General features: G+C 67.7%; 14 protein-coding genes and 1 riboswitch. Of the genes, 6 read left to right on the plus strand and 8 right to left on the minus strand.

Translation table 11 applies throughout. The features are described 5' to 3' along the window. The first annotated feature begins 5 nt into the window (after window positions 1-5). From rfaE1 to cysM, 3 genes are all read left to right on the plus strand, one after another. Entirely contained in the window at window positions 6-1,007 is a 1,002-nt protein-coding gene (gene rfaE1, locus ASD28_RS15445; protein WP_056129572.1) for a D-glycero-beta-D-manno-heptose-7-phosphate kinase, read from the plus strand. Window positions 1,008-1,115: 108 nt separating this feature from the next. Next, the gene (locus ASD28_RS15450; RefSeq protein ID WP_056129574.1) at window positions 1,116-1,511 is read left to right on the plus strand and encodes a helix-hairpin-helix domain-containing protein; all 396 of its coding nucleotides are present in this window, start codon (window positions 1,116-1,118) and stop codon (window positions 1,509-1,511) included. 136 nt (window positions 1,512-1,647) lie between these two features. Next, a complete protein-coding gene (gene cysM, locus ASD28_RS15455; RefSeq protein WP_056129576.1) occupies window positions 1,648-2,550 on the plus strand; it encodes a cysteine synthase CysM in 903 nt (300 codons plus the stop codon). Window positions 2,551-2,716: 166 nt separating this feature from the next. Here cysM and ASD28_RS15460 read toward each other — a convergent pair whose 3' ends face one another. From ASD28_RS15460 to ASD28_RS15480, 5 genes are all read right to left on the minus strand, one after another. Continuing rightward, complete coding sequence (locus ASD28_RS15460; protein WP_082577546.1) at window positions 2,717-3,058, minus strand: hypothetical protein; 342 nt, start codon at window positions 3,056-3,058, stop codon at window positions 2,717-2,719. Between the two features lie 444 nt (window positions 3,059-3,502). Further along, window positions 3,503-4,651 carry a lytic murein transglycosylase B gene (mltB, locus tag ASD28_RS15465; protein ID WP_056129578.1) on the minus strand — a complete coding sequence of 383 codons (1,149 nt, stop codon included), beginning with the start codon at window positions 4,649-4,651 and terminating at the stop codon, window positions 3,503-3,505. Further along, window positions 4,648-6,624, minus strand: a complete 1,977-nt coding sequence (locus ASD28_RS15470; protein ID WP_056129581.1) for a DUF3488 and DUF4129 domain-containing transglutaminase family protein — start codon at window positions 6,622-6,624, stop codon at window positions 4,648-4,650. Before ASD28_RS15470 ends, mltB begins: the two co-directional genes overlap by 4 nt. Further along, window positions 6,621-7,616: a DUF58 domain-containing protein gene (locus ASD28_RS15475; RefSeq protein ID WP_056129583.1), complete on the minus strand. Its 996-nt coding sequence runs from the start codon at window positions 7,614-7,616 to the stop codon at window positions 6,621-6,623. Before ASD28_RS15475 ends, ASD28_RS15470 begins: the two co-directional genes overlap by 4 nt. A 23-nt stretch (window positions 7,617-7,639) precedes the next feature. Continuing rightward, a complete protein-coding gene (locus ASD28_RS15480; protein ID WP_056129585.1) occupies window positions 7,640-8,560 on the minus strand; it encodes a MoxR family ATPase in 921 nt (306 codons plus the stop codon). Window positions 8,561-8,714: 154 nt separating this feature from the next. Between ASD28_RS15480 and ASD28_RS15485 the strand changes: the two genes are divergently transcribed. Continuing rightward, the gene (locus ASD28_RS15485) at window positions 8,715-9,644 is read left to right on the plus strand and encodes a histone deacetylase family protein (RefSeq protein WP_056129590.1); all 930 of its coding nucleotides are present in this window, start codon (window positions 8,715-8,717) and stop codon (window positions 9,642-9,644) included. Window positions 9,645-9,764: 120 nt separating this feature from the next. Continuing rightward, entirely contained in the window at window positions 9,765-10,712 is a 948-nt protein-coding gene (gene ylqF, locus ASD28_RS15490) for a ribosome biogenesis GTPase YlqF (RefSeq protein ID WP_082577545.1), read from the plus strand. A 1-nt stretch (window position 10,713) separates the two neighbouring features. Here the strand turns inward: ylqF and ASD28_RS15495 are convergent, their stop codons facing one another. The 3 genes from ASD28_RS15495 to ASD28_RS15505 all read right to left on the minus strand — a co-directional run bounded on the left by ASD28_RS15495 (window position 10,714) and on the right by ASD28_RS15505 (window position 14,612). Beyond that, window positions 10,714-11,526, minus strand: coding sequence for a class III extradiol ring-cleavage dioxygenase (locus ASD28_RS15495; RefSeq protein WP_056129592.1), 813 nt, complete (start codon window positions 11,524-11,526; stop codon window positions 10,714-10,716). A 63-nt stretch (window positions 11,527-11,589) separates the two neighbouring features. Further along, window positions 11,590-12,489 carry a hypothetical protein gene (locus ASD28_RS15500; RefSeq protein ID WP_082577544.1) on the minus strand — a complete coding sequence of 300 codons (900 nt, stop codon included), beginning with the start codon at window positions 12,487-12,489 and terminating at the stop codon, window positions 11,590-11,592. Further along, window positions 12,486-14,612 carry a M1 family metallopeptidase gene (locus ASD28_RS15505; protein ID WP_056129594.1) on the minus strand — a complete coding sequence of 709 codons (2,127 nt, stop codon included), beginning with the start codon at window positions 14,610-14,612 and terminating at the stop codon, window positions 12,486-12,488. Before ASD28_RS15505 ends, ASD28_RS15500 begins: the two co-directional genes overlap by 4 nt. Window positions 14,613-14,659: 47 nt before the next feature. Further along, window positions 14,660-14,886, plus strand: a riboswitch (cobalamin riboswitch). Between the two features lie 70 nt (window positions 14,887-14,956). Here ASD28_RS15505 and ASD28_RS15510 point away from each other — a divergent pair. Next, window positions 14,957-16,939: a TonB-dependent receptor gene (locus ASD28_RS15510; RefSeq protein ID WP_082577543.1), complete on the plus strand. Its 1,983-nt coding sequence runs from the start codon at window positions 14,957-14,959 to the stop codon at window positions 16,937-16,939. Window positions 16,940-17,039 lie beyond the last annotated feature (100 nt).

The following is a 17,039-nucleotide window of genomic DNA, read 5'->3' on the forward strand; positions in this document are numbered from 1 at the left end:
CGCGCATGACCGCAACGATCCCCAGCCGCCTGCTGCCGACCGACAGCTACCGCCAGGCCGAAGCGCCCCCACTGGAGAGCGTGCGCCTGCTCGTCGTCGGCGACGTCATGCTCGACCGCTACTGGTTCGGCGACGTCTCGCGCATTTCTCCGGAAGCGCCGGTGCCCGTCGTGCGCATCGAGCGCCGCGAAGAGCGCCTGGGCGGCGCCGCCAACGTGGCGCGCAACGCCGCGGCCCTCGGCACGCATTGCGGCCTGCTGGGCGTCGTCGGTGCCGACGAGGCGGGCGACCACGTCGAACGCATCCTGCGCGAATCGAGCATCCACAGCTACCTCAAGCGCGACGAGGCGATCTCCACGATCATCAAGCTGCGCGTGATCGGCCGCCAGCAGCAGATGGTGCGTATCGACTTCGAGGACGCGCCCACCGAAACGATCCTGCGCGACAAGCTCACGCAATTCAAGGCGCTGCTGCCGGACTACGACGTGATCATCCTGTCCGACTACAACAAGGGCAGTCTCGTGGATGTGGCCGAGATGATCCGCGCCGCGCGCGCGGCCGGCAAGACCGTCATGGTCGACCCGAAGGGCGACGATTTCACGCCATACGCGGGCGCCACGATGCTCACGCCGAACAAGTCGGAACTCAAGCGCATCGTCGGCAGCTGGAAGACGGAAGACCAGTTGACGGAAAAGGCCCAGAAGCTGCGCACGGACCTCGGCCTGGAAGCGCTGCTGCTCACGCGCTCGGAAGAGGGCATGAGCCTGTACACGGCGAACGAGGTCCTGCACGTGCACGCGGACGCGCGCGAGGTGTTCGACGTCTCCGGCGCCGGCGACACCGTCATCGCGACGATGGCCGCCATGCTGGGTGCCGGGGTATCGCTGCCGGAAGCGCTGGCGACGGCGAACCGCGCGGGCGGCATCGTCGTCGGCAAGCTGGGCACCGCGACCGTCACGCGCGACGAGCTGTTCGCGCAGCGCCGCAAGGACGACGGCCACGCGTGATTGCGTGGTCGCAAACCAGGGCGTCAACCTACCGCCGTATTTATCCGTTAAGGCAACAGGCGGCCATCCCCGGCCGCCAACCAAGCCAACGATAACGGAGAATACGAGATGATCAAGAAGCTGATGCTTGCAGTCGCCACGCTGGTGGCGTCGATGGGCTTTGCATTCGCCCAGGTGGACGTCAACAAGGCCGATGCCGCCGCGCTGGATTCGGTCAAGGGCGTCGGTCCGGCCATGTCGAAGGCAATCATCGACGAGCGCACCAAGGCTGGTCCGTTCAAGGACTGGGCCGATTTCCAGAAGCGCGTGAAGGGTGTGGCCGACAAACGCGCCACCCAGCTGTCGAAGGCCGGCCTGCAGGTCAATGGCCAGGCCAAGGACGGCGCGCCGATGGCCGCCGCGGGGGCTGACAAGGCCGCCAAACCCGCCAAGGCCGGCGCCAAGCCGGCCGACGCGAAGGCCAAGCCGGAAGCCAAACCCGCGGCCGCCAAATCGGCGACCTGATCCGGCCCCTGCCGCGTGAGAACCCCGCCCCGCGCGGGGTTTTGTCTTTGTACAAAAGTATTTCGGTTGCCGGTCCCATACGCGCCCCGTCAACTCGGATTAGAATGTCGGTTTCGCGTTCGCAAAAGAGTAGGCAATGGCATACAAGACCATCGAAGACACGATCGGCAATACCCCGCTGGTGCGGCTGGTGCGCATCCCCGGGCCGGAAGCGGCGGCCCGCAACAACATCATCCTCGGCAAGCTCGAAGGCAACAACCCGGCGGGTTCCGTGAAGGACCGCGCAGCGATGTCGATGCTGCGCGGGGCCGAGGCGCGCGGCCAGATCAAGCCCGGCGACACGCTGATCGAAGCGACGAGCGGCAACACGGGGATCGCGCTGTCGATGGCGGCCGCGATCCGCGGCTACAAGATGGTGCTGGTCATGCCGGACAACCTGTCCATCGAGCGCCGCCAGAGCATGGCCGCGTACGGCGCCCAGATCATCCTGACGCCGAAGACGGGCGGCATGGAATACGCGCGCGACCTGGCCGAGCAGATGCAGAAAGATGGCCAGGGCATCATCCTCGACCAGTTCGGCAACCAGGACAACCCGCGCGCCCACTACGAGACGACCGGACCGGAAATCTGGCGCGACACGGAAGGCCGCGTCACCCACTTCGTCAGTGCGATGGGCACGACCGGCACCATCATGGGCGTGTCGCACTACCTGAAGGAACAGAACGAAGCGATCCGCATCATCGGCGCGCAGCCGGAGGAAGGATCGTCGATCCCCGGCATCCGCAAATGGCCGGAAGCCTATCTGCCGAAGATCTTCGATAAATCGCGCATCGACCAGGTCGAGAATGTGACCCAGGCCGCGGCGGAACAGATGGCACGCCGCCTGGCGGCCGAAGAGGGTATTTTCTGCGGTATTTCCGCGGCCGGCGCCTGCGAAATCGCCTTGCGTATCTCGCAAACGGTGGAGAATGCGACGATCGTGTTCATCGTCTGCGACCGCGGTGATCGTTATCTGTCGACGGGTGTGTTCCCCGCCTGATTGCTTGTGTGCCCGGCGCGGGTTCTCGGCGCTGGGTCTTCCCCATCCCGCATCCGCTGCGGGGAAATACTATGCCTGACCCGGCAATCCGATCGTTCGGGAGGCCGGCAGAGTCGGGCGGTGCGGCGGCGTCAGTGGCCGCCGTCCGGTCCGGTGCGTGCCATTATTACTCGCTGCCGCCTGCGTTGCCGTCCTTGTCTTTCGGCTTGAACTGCTTGTCGCTGATGCGGAACTTGGCACGGCGGTCGCCCATCAGGTAGCGCAGGTCACGGATCGACAGATCGGAGACTTCGTGCATGCGGATCAGCAGCGAAGCGCCGACCGGCAGACGGTGGTGGCGGATCTTCGAGATCACCGGCGGCGCAACTTCCAGGGCGCGCGACAGTGCAGCGTCGTTCTTCAGGCGCAGGTTCTCGATCAGGGTGTCGAGCAGGCGATTCGGGTTGTATTGCAGCAGTTCGTCGTTTTCCGAATCGCTGTTCATATCGATACCGACTTGGTTCGTCATGATTCACTATTCCTATGAGGGTTTGTCAGAGCTCGCGGCGGAACTTCCACTCCTGTAAGGATATGAAAGTTTCTACTAAATTATACAACTAATTTCCAATTTAGTACTTAAGAGCAATAAGATCAGTGGCTTTCGTTGAGTTCGTTGTCCCATCGCAACAATAGCCGCAATGCAATTCTCTCACAAACTCACTGAGAACATCATTGTATTTTATTTAAACTTAAGTGTAGAGCAATTAACGATGCGCTGCCGCACAATTAGGAATTGAGTAGCGGAATGACAACTTGTGAGGGGGTATCGGGGAGGATCCTATGTTTCTCAGGAGAACTGTCCATGAGAAATAAGCATACCCCCGGGGAGTATGAGGTTGTCACGACGGCATGACTCGGCCGTATTTATGACAATGCTGTTACAAACTGATACAAAGTTGTTGGTTCGAGGACACTAGATCCCGCGCGCCAACCGCACCGCACGGCCTAATTCGACCACGGACATGGCATAGAAATAACTGCGATTGTATTTAGTGATAGCAAAAAAGTTAGCGTTCGCCACCCAATACTCCGTCGGGTCCGCCCCGTTTTGTAAATCGACGAGGCCGTACAGGCGGCCATCCGGCAGGGCCGTGCGCGTGGCGACGCCGGCACCGTCCAGCTCGCCTGGACGGTAACGCGCTTCCAGGCCGCCGAGCAGCCCTTGCCAGGCGAGACTGGGCGCCACGTTGGCCGGGAACACGGCCGGCCCCGTGTTGTTGCGATCCCAGCCGTGCTCGACGAGGAAGTTGGCCACGCTGCCGATCGCATCGGCGGCCGAGCCGCGCAGGTCGACGATGCCGTCGCCGTCGAAGTCCACGCCATATTTCAAGATATTGCCCGGCATGAATTGCGGCATGCCGACGGCGCCCGCGAACGAGCCCAGCAGCGAGAACGGGTCGATGTTTTCCTTGTGCGCCAGCAGCAGTGTGTTTTCCAGTTCGCCGCGGAAGAACGCCATGCGGTCGGCGCGGTTCGGCGTTTCCGGATAGGCGAAGGCGAGGGTGGTCAGGACGTCGACGACGCGGAAGCGGCCCGTGTCGCGGCCATAGATCGTTTCCACGCCGAGGATGCCGACGATGATCTCGGCCGGCACGCCATACGTCGCCTCCGCGCGCGCGAGGAGGTCGGCGTTCTCGTTCCAGAAGCGCACACCCGCGTTGATGCGGATCGGCTCGATGAAGCGGTCGCTGTACGCCTGCCAGTTCTTCGGCTTGCCGGGCGGCGCCGGTTTTACGAGCTGGACGGCGGAATCGATGAAGCGTGCCCGTTTGATCACATCCTCGACCTGCGCGCGCTCGAAACCGTTGCGGGCGACGATGTCGTCCTCGAAATCGCGCACGGCCTGCCAGTCGCTGAAATTGACGGCCTCGCCGTCGTAATCGATGGCGGGGCGGGCGGGGGCGGCGGCTTGCGCTTTCTTGCCGGCCTTTTTTGCCGCCTTGGCGGCCTTGGCGGATTTCGCCGTGGCCTTGGTGTGATGGAGCGAGGATGCGGCGAGGGCATCCGCCGCCGGCCCGGCGCCGATGGCCAGGGCAAGCAGCAGGGAAGCGAAGGATTTCATCGAACTCGGGACAGCAAATCTCTCAGGATGGGAACGAGGCCGGTGCCCGGACTCTGCGGTCCGTAGCGGTAAGCGCTGTAGCGGCGCAGGAATTCCGTCGCGGCCGCGCCAGTCTCGGGAGCCAGGTCGGCGGCGGCGAGGCGCTGCGCGTACGCGGTCGGCCCTTCGTCCGGCGCACGCGGCATGCCAAGCTGGCCGAGGCGCTGGCACAGGAGCGAGTATAGCGCATCGACGGGGTCGGCTTTCCGCCTCTGCGAGAATTTTCTTACCAGGAACAACATGGCGCAGAGCATGGCAATGAGCGCCAGGCTTTGCCAATGGGACAATCCTTCTTGTAAGCGTTGCACGAGATGCCGCTGGCGTTGCGGCGTGTAATTCAGCACCCACTGGTTCCAGCCATTGTTGACGGCGCCGAACATGTACCGGATGCGGCCGAGGAGCGAGTCGGGATCGGGCTGCAGCAGCCGGCCCAGGCCTTCGAGGCCGAACGGCGCCGGCGGCAGCGCACGCGCCAGGCTGCGCTGGACGCGCTCCGGCGCCACGGCGGCCGTCGGGTCGATACGTACCCAGCCGCGCCGCGGCAGCCACACCTCGGCCCACGCATGCGCGTCCGACTGGCGCACGGTGAGGTAGCCGTCGATCGGGTTCATCTCGCCGCCCTGGTAGCCCGTGACGACGCGCGCCGGTACGCCCGCCGCGCGCATCAGGAACACGAAGGCGCCCGCGTAATGCTCGCAAAAGCCCGCGCGCGTGCCGTACAGGAAATCGTCGATCGAGTCGCGGCCGGGCAGCAGCGGCGGTTGCAGCGTGTAGACGAAACCGCCGTCCGCAAACAGGCGCAGCACGTCCGCCACGCGGCGCGCCGGATCGGGCTGGGACGCCAGCGCCTGGCCGGCCGCGCGCGTGCGCGGATTCAGGCCGTAGGGCAGCATCAGCCATTGCCCGTCGACGGGCGACGCGTCGGTCTGCAGGCTGTAGTGCACGAAGGAGACGAGGTCGTAGCGCACGCGCTCGCCGATCGGGTCGAGCGACCGGAATTCCAGTTCGCCGGACAGCGTCACGCCGTGTCCCGGCAACTCGGGAATGGCGCGCGGCATCTCGAGCGCGAACAGCCAGCGCGTGTTCGACGGTTCCAGCGTGACCTGGTAGCCGACCGGTGTGCCGCCCACGGACAGCGACAGTGCCTGCGGGCGCGTGTGGCGGGACGGGCGCACGCGCGTCCAGGTGCGGCCGTCGTAGCTGCCCAGCACGGGGCCGCGCCAGTACAGTTGCGGCTGCGCGGGCACGGGCCCGTCGAATTTCACGCGGAACGCGACGTCTTCCGACTGCGCCAGGTTCGACATCTGGCCGGGCGCCATCGTGTCGGACAGGCCGCTCTGCGCGCCGTGCGACGCGTCCGGCATGCCCCACAGCGGCCCTTCGATGCGCGGGAACAGGACGAACGCGGCGCCCGCCAGCGGCAGCGCCAGCCCGAGCAGCTTCGCGCCCATCCACAGGCGCGTACGCAGCGGGGGCACGGCGCCCGTCAGCTGGAACGACAGCTGCGTGGCCAGCAGCGCGACGAGCGACGCCAGCATCAGCAGGGCCGTCGGGATCGTCTGCGAATAAAAGAAATTGGTGAGTACCAGGAAGTAGCACAGGAACACGACGACGAACAGGTCGCGCCGCGCATGCATCTCCAGCATCTTGAAGGCGACGAGGAGGACGAGCATGGCGACGCCCGCGTCGCGTCCCAGCAGGGTGTGATAGCTCTGCAGCACGCCGAACATCGCGGCCGCCGCGATCGGCACGAGGAGCACGTTCGACGGCATGCGCCGGCCCAGCAGGGTGATCGCGGCGCGCGAGGCCAGCGTGGCGCCGCACAGCAGGCTCACCCACACGGGCAGGTGGGCCGCGTGCGGTGCCAGCACGAGCAGGCTGCTGGCGATCAGCAGCAAGGTATCCTGCTTGTCCCGTGACAGGAGCACCTTCACGCCGGCTCCTCCGGCAAGCCGTACAGCGCCAGCGCGCGCAGGCAAGCCGCCTGGTGCGCCGTGCCGAGCGTCACGGGGTAGCGGATGCGGCCGAGGATGAAGCCATAGGGCAGGGCGCGCTGCTCCGCTTCCAGCACCCAGCGGGCCATGCGCGCGAGGCGCAGCTCCACGTCGAGCCGGGCGGGCAGTGTGTTGAAGTCGAGCACGAGTTCGTCGACCGTGCCGCCCTCGAAATGCTTGGTGACGAGCTGGCCGCCCAGCTCCGGATCGAGGCGCGCGATCTGGCGCCATGCGAGGTGGCGCAGCGGATCGCCCGGCTGGTAGCTGCGCACGCCGGCGAAATCATCGCTGCCGGTGCTGCCCGCGCCGTCGGGGCTGGGGCGGCCCAGCATCGGCAGCGGCGGCGCGTCCTGCTCGGGGAACGGGTAGACGAGGGCACGGCTGTCCGGCTGCCACCAGCTCCACGCGCGGAACAGGCCGAGCGGGAAGTGCGTGGCCAGGCGCACGCGCGGCGGACGCATCCATCCGCGCGCACGCGTGGCCGTGCGCAGCACGAGCGTCGTGCTGCCGCCGGCCGGCAGGTCGATGGCCAGTCTTGGCTCGGGCACGTGCTCGAAATCGATCCAGACGGCGTAGCGGGCCAGGCGCGTCGGGTTCTCGACGCGCAGCTCGAACGGCGCGTCCTCGCCCGCATGCACGTCGGGCGCGCGGCCGGGGCTCAATACGAGGCCGGCCAGGTTGCGCGTCGTCTGCACCATGTCGACGATGGCGCAGGCGCCCGCGACGAACGTGAGGCCGAAGCCGAGGCCCAGGTTGTAGTTGATCGAACCGACCAGGAGGACGAGCAGCAGCGCGCAAAACGCGAGGCCCGCGCGCGTGGGCAGGATGTAGACGCGCCGCTGGTTCAGCAGCACGCTGCCCTTGTCGTGGGCCGTCGTCTTCGTGCGCCACTGGACGCGCTTGCGGTTCAGCCAGCCATCGGGTCGTGCCATCGCCGGATCGGCTGCGGGGGCCATCAGACCGGGACCGATTTCTGCAACTGCAGCACGAGGTCGCGGCTGGCCATCGCCACGCCCTGCGCGGAACGCAGCGGCCGCAACCGGTGCGCGCACACGGGCACGAGCAGGGCCTGCACGTCTTCCGGGATCACGTGGTCGCGGCCTTCCAGCGCGGCCCACGCGCGCGCGGCCTGCAGCAGCGCGAGCGTGGCGCGCGGCGACAGGCCTTCCGCGAACAGCTTGCCCGAGCGCGAGGACTGCGCCAGGGCCTGCAGGTAGTCGATGAGCTTGTCGGAGGCGTGGATCGCGCGCAGCGAGCGCTGGGCGTCGAGCAGTTCTTCCGGCCGCATCACGGGCTCGATGGTTTTCAGCATCGCGCGCCGGTCCTCGCCCATCAGCAGGGCCCGTTCGGCGGCGGCGTCCGGATAGCCGAGCGACAAGCACATCAGGAAGCGGTCGAGCTGGGATTCCGGCAGGGGGAACGTGCCGACCTGGTGCGCGGGATTCTGCGTCGCGATGACGAAGAAGGGTTCCGGCAGCGCGCGGGTGACGCCGTCGGCCGTGACCTGCCGCTCTTCCATCGCTTCCAGCAGGCCCGACTGCGTCTTGGGGGTGGCGCGGTTGATCTCGTCCGCGAGCAGCACCTGGGTGAAGACCGGGCCGGGGTGGAAGACGAAGCCGCTCTTTTCGCGCTCGTAGACGGAAATGCCGGCGACGTCGGCCGGCAGCAGGTCGCTCGTGAACTGGACGCGGTTGAACTTCAGGCCCAGCGCCAGCGCGAGCGCATGGGCGAGGGTCGTCTTGCCGACGCCGGGCACGTCGTCGATGAGCAGGTGGCCGCCGGCCAGCAGGCAGGTCAGCGCAAGGCGGACTTGCCGGTCCTTGCCGACCACGATCTGGCTGACCTGGCGGGCGGCGGCGTGCAATTGATTGAACATGGATGGCTTCCGATGGTCGTTCCGGGGCGGCGGGGCACCCAGGCGTGGTAGATTAACGCTGTTAGCAATCCTGATATGCCTGCGGTTGCCTTTCGCATCGATTCTATGCGAGAACGGAGGGACTTGCGGTATCGATGAGCATCAACCAGGAATCATGAGTACAGCCATTTACAGCCACCCGGACTGCGCCCTGCACCAGATGGGCAGCTGGCATCCCGAAGCCCCCGAGCGCCTGCGTGCCATCGAGGACCAGCTGATCCTCGCGCGCCTGGAGGGGCTCGTCGAGCGGGTGAGCGCGCCGCTGGCCGACGAAGCCGACATCCTGCGCAACCACACGCAGGGTGCGCTCGACCTCGTGCGCGACAACCTGCCGCAGGCGGGCGAACTCTATCCGCTCGACGGCGACACCCTGCTGTGCAAGGACAGCTACCGCGCCGCCCTGCGCGCGGCCGGCGCCGCCGTGGCCGCGACGGATGCGGTCATCGCCGGCACCGTCGACAATGCCTTCTGCGCCGTCCGCCCGCCGGGCCACCATGCGCGGCCGGCGGAGCCCATGGGCTTCTGCCTCTTCAACAACGTGGCCATCGCCGCGCGCCGCGCGCTCGACGTGCACGGGCTGGAGCGCGTCGCCATCGTCGACTTCGACGTCCACCACGGCAATGGCACGGCGGAGTCGTTCAAGGACGACCCGCGCGTATTGATGGCCAGCTTTTTCCAGCATCCATTCTATCCGTACACGGAACCGGAACCGATCACGCCGACCTGCGTCAACGTACCGGTCCCCGCGTACTCGGGCGGCGACGTCGTGCGCAAGCTCGTCGTCGAACAATGGCTGCCCGCGCTGCACGCGTTCCGCCCGCAGATGATCTTCATCTCGGCCGGCTTCGACGCCCACAAGGAAGACGACATGGGCGGCATGGCCCTCGTCGAGGCGGATTACGCGTGGATCACGCACCAGGTCGCCGACATCGCCCGCCGGTACGCGGGCGGACGCATCGTCAGCTGCCTGGAGGGCGGCTACGCGCTGTCGGCGCTGGGACGCAGTGTCGTGGCCCACGTCAAGGCCCTCGCGGAACTCGACTGAAGCGCCGTCGGCAGGAGGGCCGTCGACCGGGACGGCCGCTGCAGCATCGCCCAGGGTGTCGTCGATTTGCGTGGACTAGGGTAAAATACCCGGTTGCACGCAAATTTTTGAAGGTAGAGCATGTCGATTCAATGGTTCCCGGGCCACATGGCCGCCGCCCGCAAGCAGGCCGCGGAGCAGATGGAAAACACCGATGTGGTCATCGAGGTCCTGGACGCCCGCCTGCCGCAGGCGAGCAGCAACCCGATGGTCGAAGAGTTGCGCAAGTTCCGCCAGCGTCCCTGCCTGAAGGTGCTGAACAAGACCGACCTCGCCGACCCCGCCGCCACCGCGGCCTGGGCCGCGTGGTACGACGCCCAGGAAGGCGTGACCGCGTACCCGATGACGACCAAGAAGCCGTCGGACGTGGCGAAGATCCCCGACCTGTGCAAGACGCTGGCCCCGCACCGCGGCGTGCCGACGAAGCCGCTGCGCATCATGATCATGGGCATCCCGAACGTGGGCAAGTCGACCTTGATGAACGCGCTGCTGAAAAAGCGCGTGGCCAAGGTCGGCGACGAACCGGCCGTCACGAAGTCCCAGCAAAAGCTCTATCTGGACAAGTTCACCGTGCTGGTCGACACCCCGGGCATGCTGTGGCCAAAGATCGACATGGAAAGCGACGGCCTGATGCTGGCCGCCAGCCACGCGATCGGCACGAACGCCGTCATCGAGGAAGAAGTGGCGGAATACCTGGGCGGCCTGCTGCTGCAGCGCTATCCGCAACTGCTGACGGCTCGCTACGGCATCAAGACGGAGGGGCTGGACGGCTTCGGCGTAATCGAAGGCGTCGCCCAGCGTCGAGCGTTCCGCGTGCGCGGCGGCGATTACGACTACGAAAAGGCGGCGCACGTGCTGCTGCAGGACTACCGCCAGGGCGCGCTGGGCCGCATCAGCCTGGAAACACCGCAGACCCGCGCCGAGGCGCTGGAGCGCCACCGCATCGAGATGGAAGAAAAGGCCCGCATCGCGGCCGAGAAGGCGGCGCGCAAGGCGGAAGAGGCGGCGCGCGGGAAGCGCGGAACCTGAGTCAGGCCGCGGCGTCGCCGAACCTGAAACTCGACACCGTCAACGCCCCAAAGAAACTCTCCTCGTGATACACGCACGCGGCCGGCTCCTGCTCGGCCGCGCCCAGCGCCACCCACAGCGGCACGAGATGATCCTCGCGCGGATGCGCCATGCGTGCATACGGCGCCTCGCTCCAGTGCAGCAGCGCCTGCTCGCGGTCGGCGGGCGATAGCTCCAGCAGCACGTGCTGCAGCCACGTATCGAACGCGTTCGACGCCAGCGCGCCGCCCGGGCCGAACTGGCGCAGGTTGTGGAACGACAGGCCGCTGCCGAGGATCAGCACGCCCTCGTCGCGCAGCGGGGCCAGCGCGCGGCCGGCGGCCAGGTGCGCCGCCGGGTCGTAGCCGTGGCGGATCGACAGCTGCACGACCGGCATGTCGGCTTCGGGATAGATCGGCGCCAGCATCGAGAACGTGCCGTGGTCGAAGCCGCGCTCCGCATCCAGGCGGGCAGGCTGGCCGGCATCGTTCAGCAGTTGCGCGACGCGCGCCGCCAGCTGCGGTTCGCCCGGCGCCGGATAGCGGATCTGGTACGTGTGCGGCGGGAAGCCGCCGTAGTCGTAGATCATGCCGGGCGCCGTGCCAGACGATACCGTGAAGTCGTCCGTCTCCCAGTGGCTCGTCACGACGAGCACGGCTTTCGGGCGCACGCCGACCTGGCGCTTGATGTCGACCAGCGACGCTTCCAGCTCGGCATACGTGGGACCGTACTGGTCCTTCATCCACGGCCATGGGCCGCCTCCGTGCGAGACGAAATAGGTGGGCAGGCGGGTCATGGCAGGCTCCTTCGCGCGGCAATCGAAGCGTTCATGGTAGCCGATCCGCGCCGCCCGCGTGGATCAGCGCAGCAGCGCCGTCAGCGCGAACAGGCGCGCCATCCGCATCCACCCCAGCACGAACACGACGAGCTGGGCCAGCACGACGGCGCCGATGGTGCCGGCCGTCCCCAGCGCGGGCATGTGCACGCGCGCGAACGCCAGCACGGCCGCGAGCGCGAGACCGGCCGCGGTGATGCCGAGCCAGGTGCCCAGCAGCGCGAGCGGCCGGCGTGCCAGCTGCGCGCAGCCGCGCCACCACGCGCCGATGGCGGACGTGCGGCGGCGGTCGGCGGCCAGCATGGCGCGGCCGATGTCGACCGTCGCGTGGGCCAGCACGAGCAGCGCGACGGTCGCGAGCGTGGCCAGGTGCGCGGCGCGTTCGGCGTCGGTTTCCAGCCGCGCCGTCTCGGCGATCCGGCCTGCCACATGGTGGGCCGAGCTGCCGATCAGTCCCGCCACACCCAGCGGGACGACCGACCACGCGAGCATGCGCGCGAGGCGCGGGTAACACTGCGCGCCTTCGGCCAGCAGCGCGCCCGACGCCAGCCGTTCCGGCGCGCGCGCGGCGGCGAGCGCCATGCCGGCCAGCAGCGGCGACAGCAACAACGTCAGCACCAGCGCGACGAGGCTGCCCGCGCCCAGGGCCGGCGCGTACTGGTCGCGCGCGGCGTGCAGGATGTCGGCGTACGCGATCATGTCGAGGCGTTCCGCCAGACGTCCCGCGTACACCGAGTGATCGAGGCTGGCGGCCAGCAGCTCCCACACCGGCAGCGCGGCGACGACGGTCGGCAGCAGCAGGAGCACGGCCCACCACAGCAGCAAACGCCATTGCAGCGCGGCGCGCGCCGCAGGCAGCACGCCGTGGAGGCCGGCCGCGCGCGGCACGAGGGAAGGGGGCGCGAGGGTCGTTTCGGTCGTCATAAGGTGGCGATCAGGGCAAGGAGGTAGTTGACGACGGCGGCGAACTCGAAGCCCCAGCGGTGCGAGGCGCGCGCATCCGGTGCGAGCGTGCGGCTGTCATCGAGCTTGTTCACGTCCAGGTAGTGCAGGCGCTGCGGATCGAGTTCGGCGGAGACGGCCTTCGCCGGCTTCGTCCAGGTGAACGTGTGCCAGCGTTCGTCGGCATCCCAGCGCGCGGTCTCGCTGCTGCCGTCGGCGAATTTCACGACGAGCGTCTGCGGCACGGGCGCGCCGTGGCGGCGGACCGTGACATCGGTGCGGTATGGGTACGGCCCGGTGCCGTCCGGATGCGTCTTGCGCCATGCCGCGCGCGCCGCGTCGATGCGTTTGTCGACGGCGGACTGGCTCTCGTGCGCGCCGGGGAGCGGCACCAGTTCCGTGCTCGCGAGGTCGGCGATGCTGTCGTCGACGCGGGAGACGGCATAGACCTGGCGCTCGAACACGTCCGCGATGACGGCGCGCTGGCCCGTCACCTCGGCGAGCGTCTCGCGCAGGTCGGCGGTGCTCGGGTGGCGGAACTTCCAGCGCCGGTAGTATTCCTTGAACGCGCGCTCCATCGGCGCGCGGCCGATGCGCGCTTCCAGGTCGCGCATCAGGATCGCCGTGCGCGTGTAGACGGGGCCGATGTCCTGCAGGCGGTGCCATGCGTTGGCACCGGGCGGGTCGGCCGGGTCGTGGCGCGGCGTCGCGGTGCGCTCGGCGTCGAAGGTCGGATAGCCGGGCGCGAAGCCGAGGCGGGCGAGCAGCGGCGTCGCGATGTACGCGAGCTGGCCCTGGTCGCGCATCATGCGGTTGTCCCAGTATTCGTTGAGGCCTTCGTCCAGCAGCGGTTCCTCGAATTCGTTCGACGCGAGCAGGCCGTAGAAATAACCGTGGCCGAATTCGTGGATGGTGACGAAGGCGAGGGCGAACTGGTTCACGGTGCGCGGTTCGACGGCCCGATAGGCCTCGGCCGTGAAGAACGTCGGGTATTCCATGCCGCCCGCTTCCTCCGCGTTGTAGGGCGGGATCACGATGGTCAGCGTCCTGTACGGGTACGGGCCCAGCGTGTTCGAGAAGTACGTCAGCGATTCTTTTGCCGCCTTCAGCGCGGGCGCCGCGCTCGCCGCGAATTCGGGCGGGTACAGCACGGTCACCGTCACCGTCGGGCTGCCCGGGCCGGACCACGTGTCGACGAGCGGCCTGGCTGTCTGGTTGTCCGCGGTCCAGGCGAAGTCGTGGACGTCGCCCTGCGCGAAGCGCCACGTGCGCATGCCGTCCTTGTCGACGGGGGCGCCTTGCGGTTCGCCCGTCGCGCCCACGGTGTAGCCGCGCGGGACGGTGAGCTTCACGTCGTAGCTGCCGAAGTCCGCGTAGAACTCGGAATTCAGGTGGTACTCGTGCACGTTCCAGCGCGGCGACGTCGCCCCCCGTTCGCCCGGCAGTTCCAGCACGCCGATCTTCGGGAACCACTGCGCGACGAGGTGGAACGTGCCGAAGTAGCCGGCGCGGGCGATAACGCGCGGCAGTTGCGTGACGAAGTCGATGTCGAGCGTCGTCGATGCGCCCGGCGCGACGGCCTGCGGCAGGTCGAAGCGCACGACCGTATGGTCCGTCGCCGGGCCGTTGTCCGGATGGACGAAGGTCCACGGCACGCCGGCGCTTCCTTGCGCGACGCGGCGCAGGGCGATGTGGCCCCACGCATCCTTGATGTCGACGCCGGAGCGGAAGGTGCCGTCGCGCTCGCGCCGCTCGGTGAAATACGTGCTGCCCGCGTTTTCGAACGCGTTCATGTACAGGTGCAGGTAGACCCTGCTGACGGCGACGTTGCTGCGGTTGCGCCACGTGAGGCGCTCGCGGCCCGCGACCGTGTGTTTTACCGGGTCGAGCGTGGCGGCGATGTCGTAATGGACGACGCGGTCCGACAGCGTGGGTTCGCGGCCCGTGCGCGGGCCGCCCCAGGCATCCGGGCTGCTGGGCACGCGCACGGCGGCGGCATCCGGCGGGGCGAGGGCGATGCCGTCGGATGCAGGTGCGGCGAACACCGCGCCCGCCAGCAGCAGCACCGCGGCGAGGACGAGGCGAAATCGGAAACGAGGAAGCATGCGGGATCCCGGGCGTGGCTGTTATTTTTGTGCGTACACTATACAGGTTATAATCTCGGGGTTCTGGTGCCCGCATGCGCGTCTGCGCGTGCAGTTAAACGGGAAACACGAAGCGGCGTCGCCTCCGGCGGCGTGCCAACGTGTGCTGCCCCCGCAACGGTAAACAAGCGTCGCCGCACGGCGACAGGCCGCCCCGACAGCCACTGTGCTTGCATAGGAAGGTGGGACGGTCCGTCTTGGAGCCCGGAGACCGGCCAGACAGGGGAAGCCGGCGTTACGCCGCGCTTTTGTGTACGCCGGCGTGCGGGGACGCTTGCCGGCGCCAAACGAACACTGAACATCCAATGCATACTGCCGCCTCCACCCGCGGCGCGCCGGCTATCAAGCCGATCGCGCTGGCCTGTGCCATCGTCCTGTCCCTCTCCACCGGCGCCGTGCGCGCCCAGGACGGCAACCCATCGACCGTCGTCATCACCGGTGCCCGTTTCCCGAGCGTGGAAACCCTGCGTCCGATCGGCGCCACCGTCATCACGCAGGACGACATCCGCCGCGCCGGCGTCAACGACGTGAACAGCGCGATCCGCAAGATCGGCGGCGTGTTCGGCCGCCAGAGCCTGGACTCCTCGCCCGACTTCGCGCTCGACCTGCGCGGCTTCGGCACCAACAGCGCGCAGAACATGGTGATCATGGTCGACGGCGTGCGCCTGAACGAGAACGAACTGGCGAACACCGTGCTGTCGACGATCCCGATCGACACGGTCGAACGCATCGAGATCACCCGCGGCGGCAGCAGCGTGCTGTATGGCGAAGGCGCCACCGGCGGCATCATCCAGATCACGACGCGCCGCAACGTGGCCGGCGGCCTGCACGGTTCCGTGTTTGCCGAAGGCGGCTCGTTCCATGAACACGATCTGCGCGCGCAGCTGTCGCAGACGGCGGGCAACGTCAGCGCCGACATCGCCGTCGCGCGCCAGGGTTCCAATAACTACCGCCGCAACAGCGATTTCGACCAGACGACCGCTTCGCTCAATGTGCAGACCCGCTTCACGGGCGGCCGCGCCGGCATCCACATCGAAAGCGCGCGCCAGGATTCGCGTCTCCCGGGTTCGCTGTCGCTGGCCCAGTTCGACGCCGATCCGCGCCAGGCGTCGACGCCGAACGACTTCGGCTCGCTCAACACGGACCGCGCGAACGTCTTCGCCGAATACCGCCTGGGCGCCGTCGACCTGGCGGCCGACCTGTCGCACCGCGAACGCAACGTGCGTTCGAACTACCTGTCCTTCGGTTCGAACAATGCGTACGACGGCCGCCAGGACCAGTTCTCGCCGCGCGCGCGCTGGCTGTCCGACGTCGGCGGCATGCTCAATGAACTGGTGGGCGGCGTGGACTTCACGCGCTGGAAGCGCAAGACGACGGCCTCGTTCTCGAGCGCCGACGCGAGCCAGTCGTCGAAGGCGGTGTACCTGCGCGACGAGCTGCGCTTCGATCCGGCCCACGACGGCCGCATCGCGCTGGGCGCGCGCCACGAGAACTTCGACAAGAACGTCGTGGACGTCGTGGGCGGCGTCGCGCCGGAAGACCGTTCGCAATCGCAGAACGCGTGGGAAGCGCAGGCCAGCTACCGTGTGCATCCGCTCGTCGAGGTGTACGCGAAGGCGGGGCAGAGCTACCGCGTGGCGAACGTCGACGAGAACGGCTACCGCTCCAGCGCCGACATCCTGAAGGCGCAGACGTCGCATGACCTGGAACTCGGCACGACCCTGCGCCACGCGCCGGGCGACGACAGCCGCACGCTGACGGCGCGCGTATTCCGCCATCGACTGGACAACGAGATTTTTTATGATCCGACGCTGAATGGCGGCTGGGGCGCGAACACCAACCTCGATCCGACCGAGCGCAAGGGCGTCGAGATCGATGCGGAGGCGGCGCTGGCGGCGGGCTGGCGCGCGAGCGCGCACCTGCAGCACGTGATCGCGCACTTCACGGACGGCCCCAACGCCGGCCGCGAACTGGCGCTCGTGCCGAAGAACGTCGTGACGGCGCGCCTGGCGTGGGTGCCGGGCAATGGCCAGTCGGCCGACGTGGGCGTGCAATGGGTCGACAGCCAGCGTTACGGCGGCGACTTCAGCAACGCCTGCGGCGCACGCATCCCGTCGTACACGACGCTCGACGCGCGCTACAGCATCAAGCTGGGCGCATGGGACGTCGCCGCGACGGGGCTGAACCTGGCGGACCGTCGTTACTTCAGCAATGCGTTCTCGTGCAAGGGCGGCATCTACCCGAGCGATGGACGTCAGCTGAAATTGTCGGCCCGGTACGACTTCTGACAAACCGGGGTCAGAGCCTGACCCTTCCCCACATATTTTTCTTGTAGGTGGACGGGGTTGCTGTTAGCTTCCGGTGAAAAAAGCTGGTGCATGCATAGCT

Source organism: Massilia sp. Root133, from assembly GCF_001426525.1.
GTDB lineage: Bacteria > Pseudomonadota > Gammaproteobacteria > Burkholderiales > Burkholderiaceae_D > Telluria > Telluria orientalis.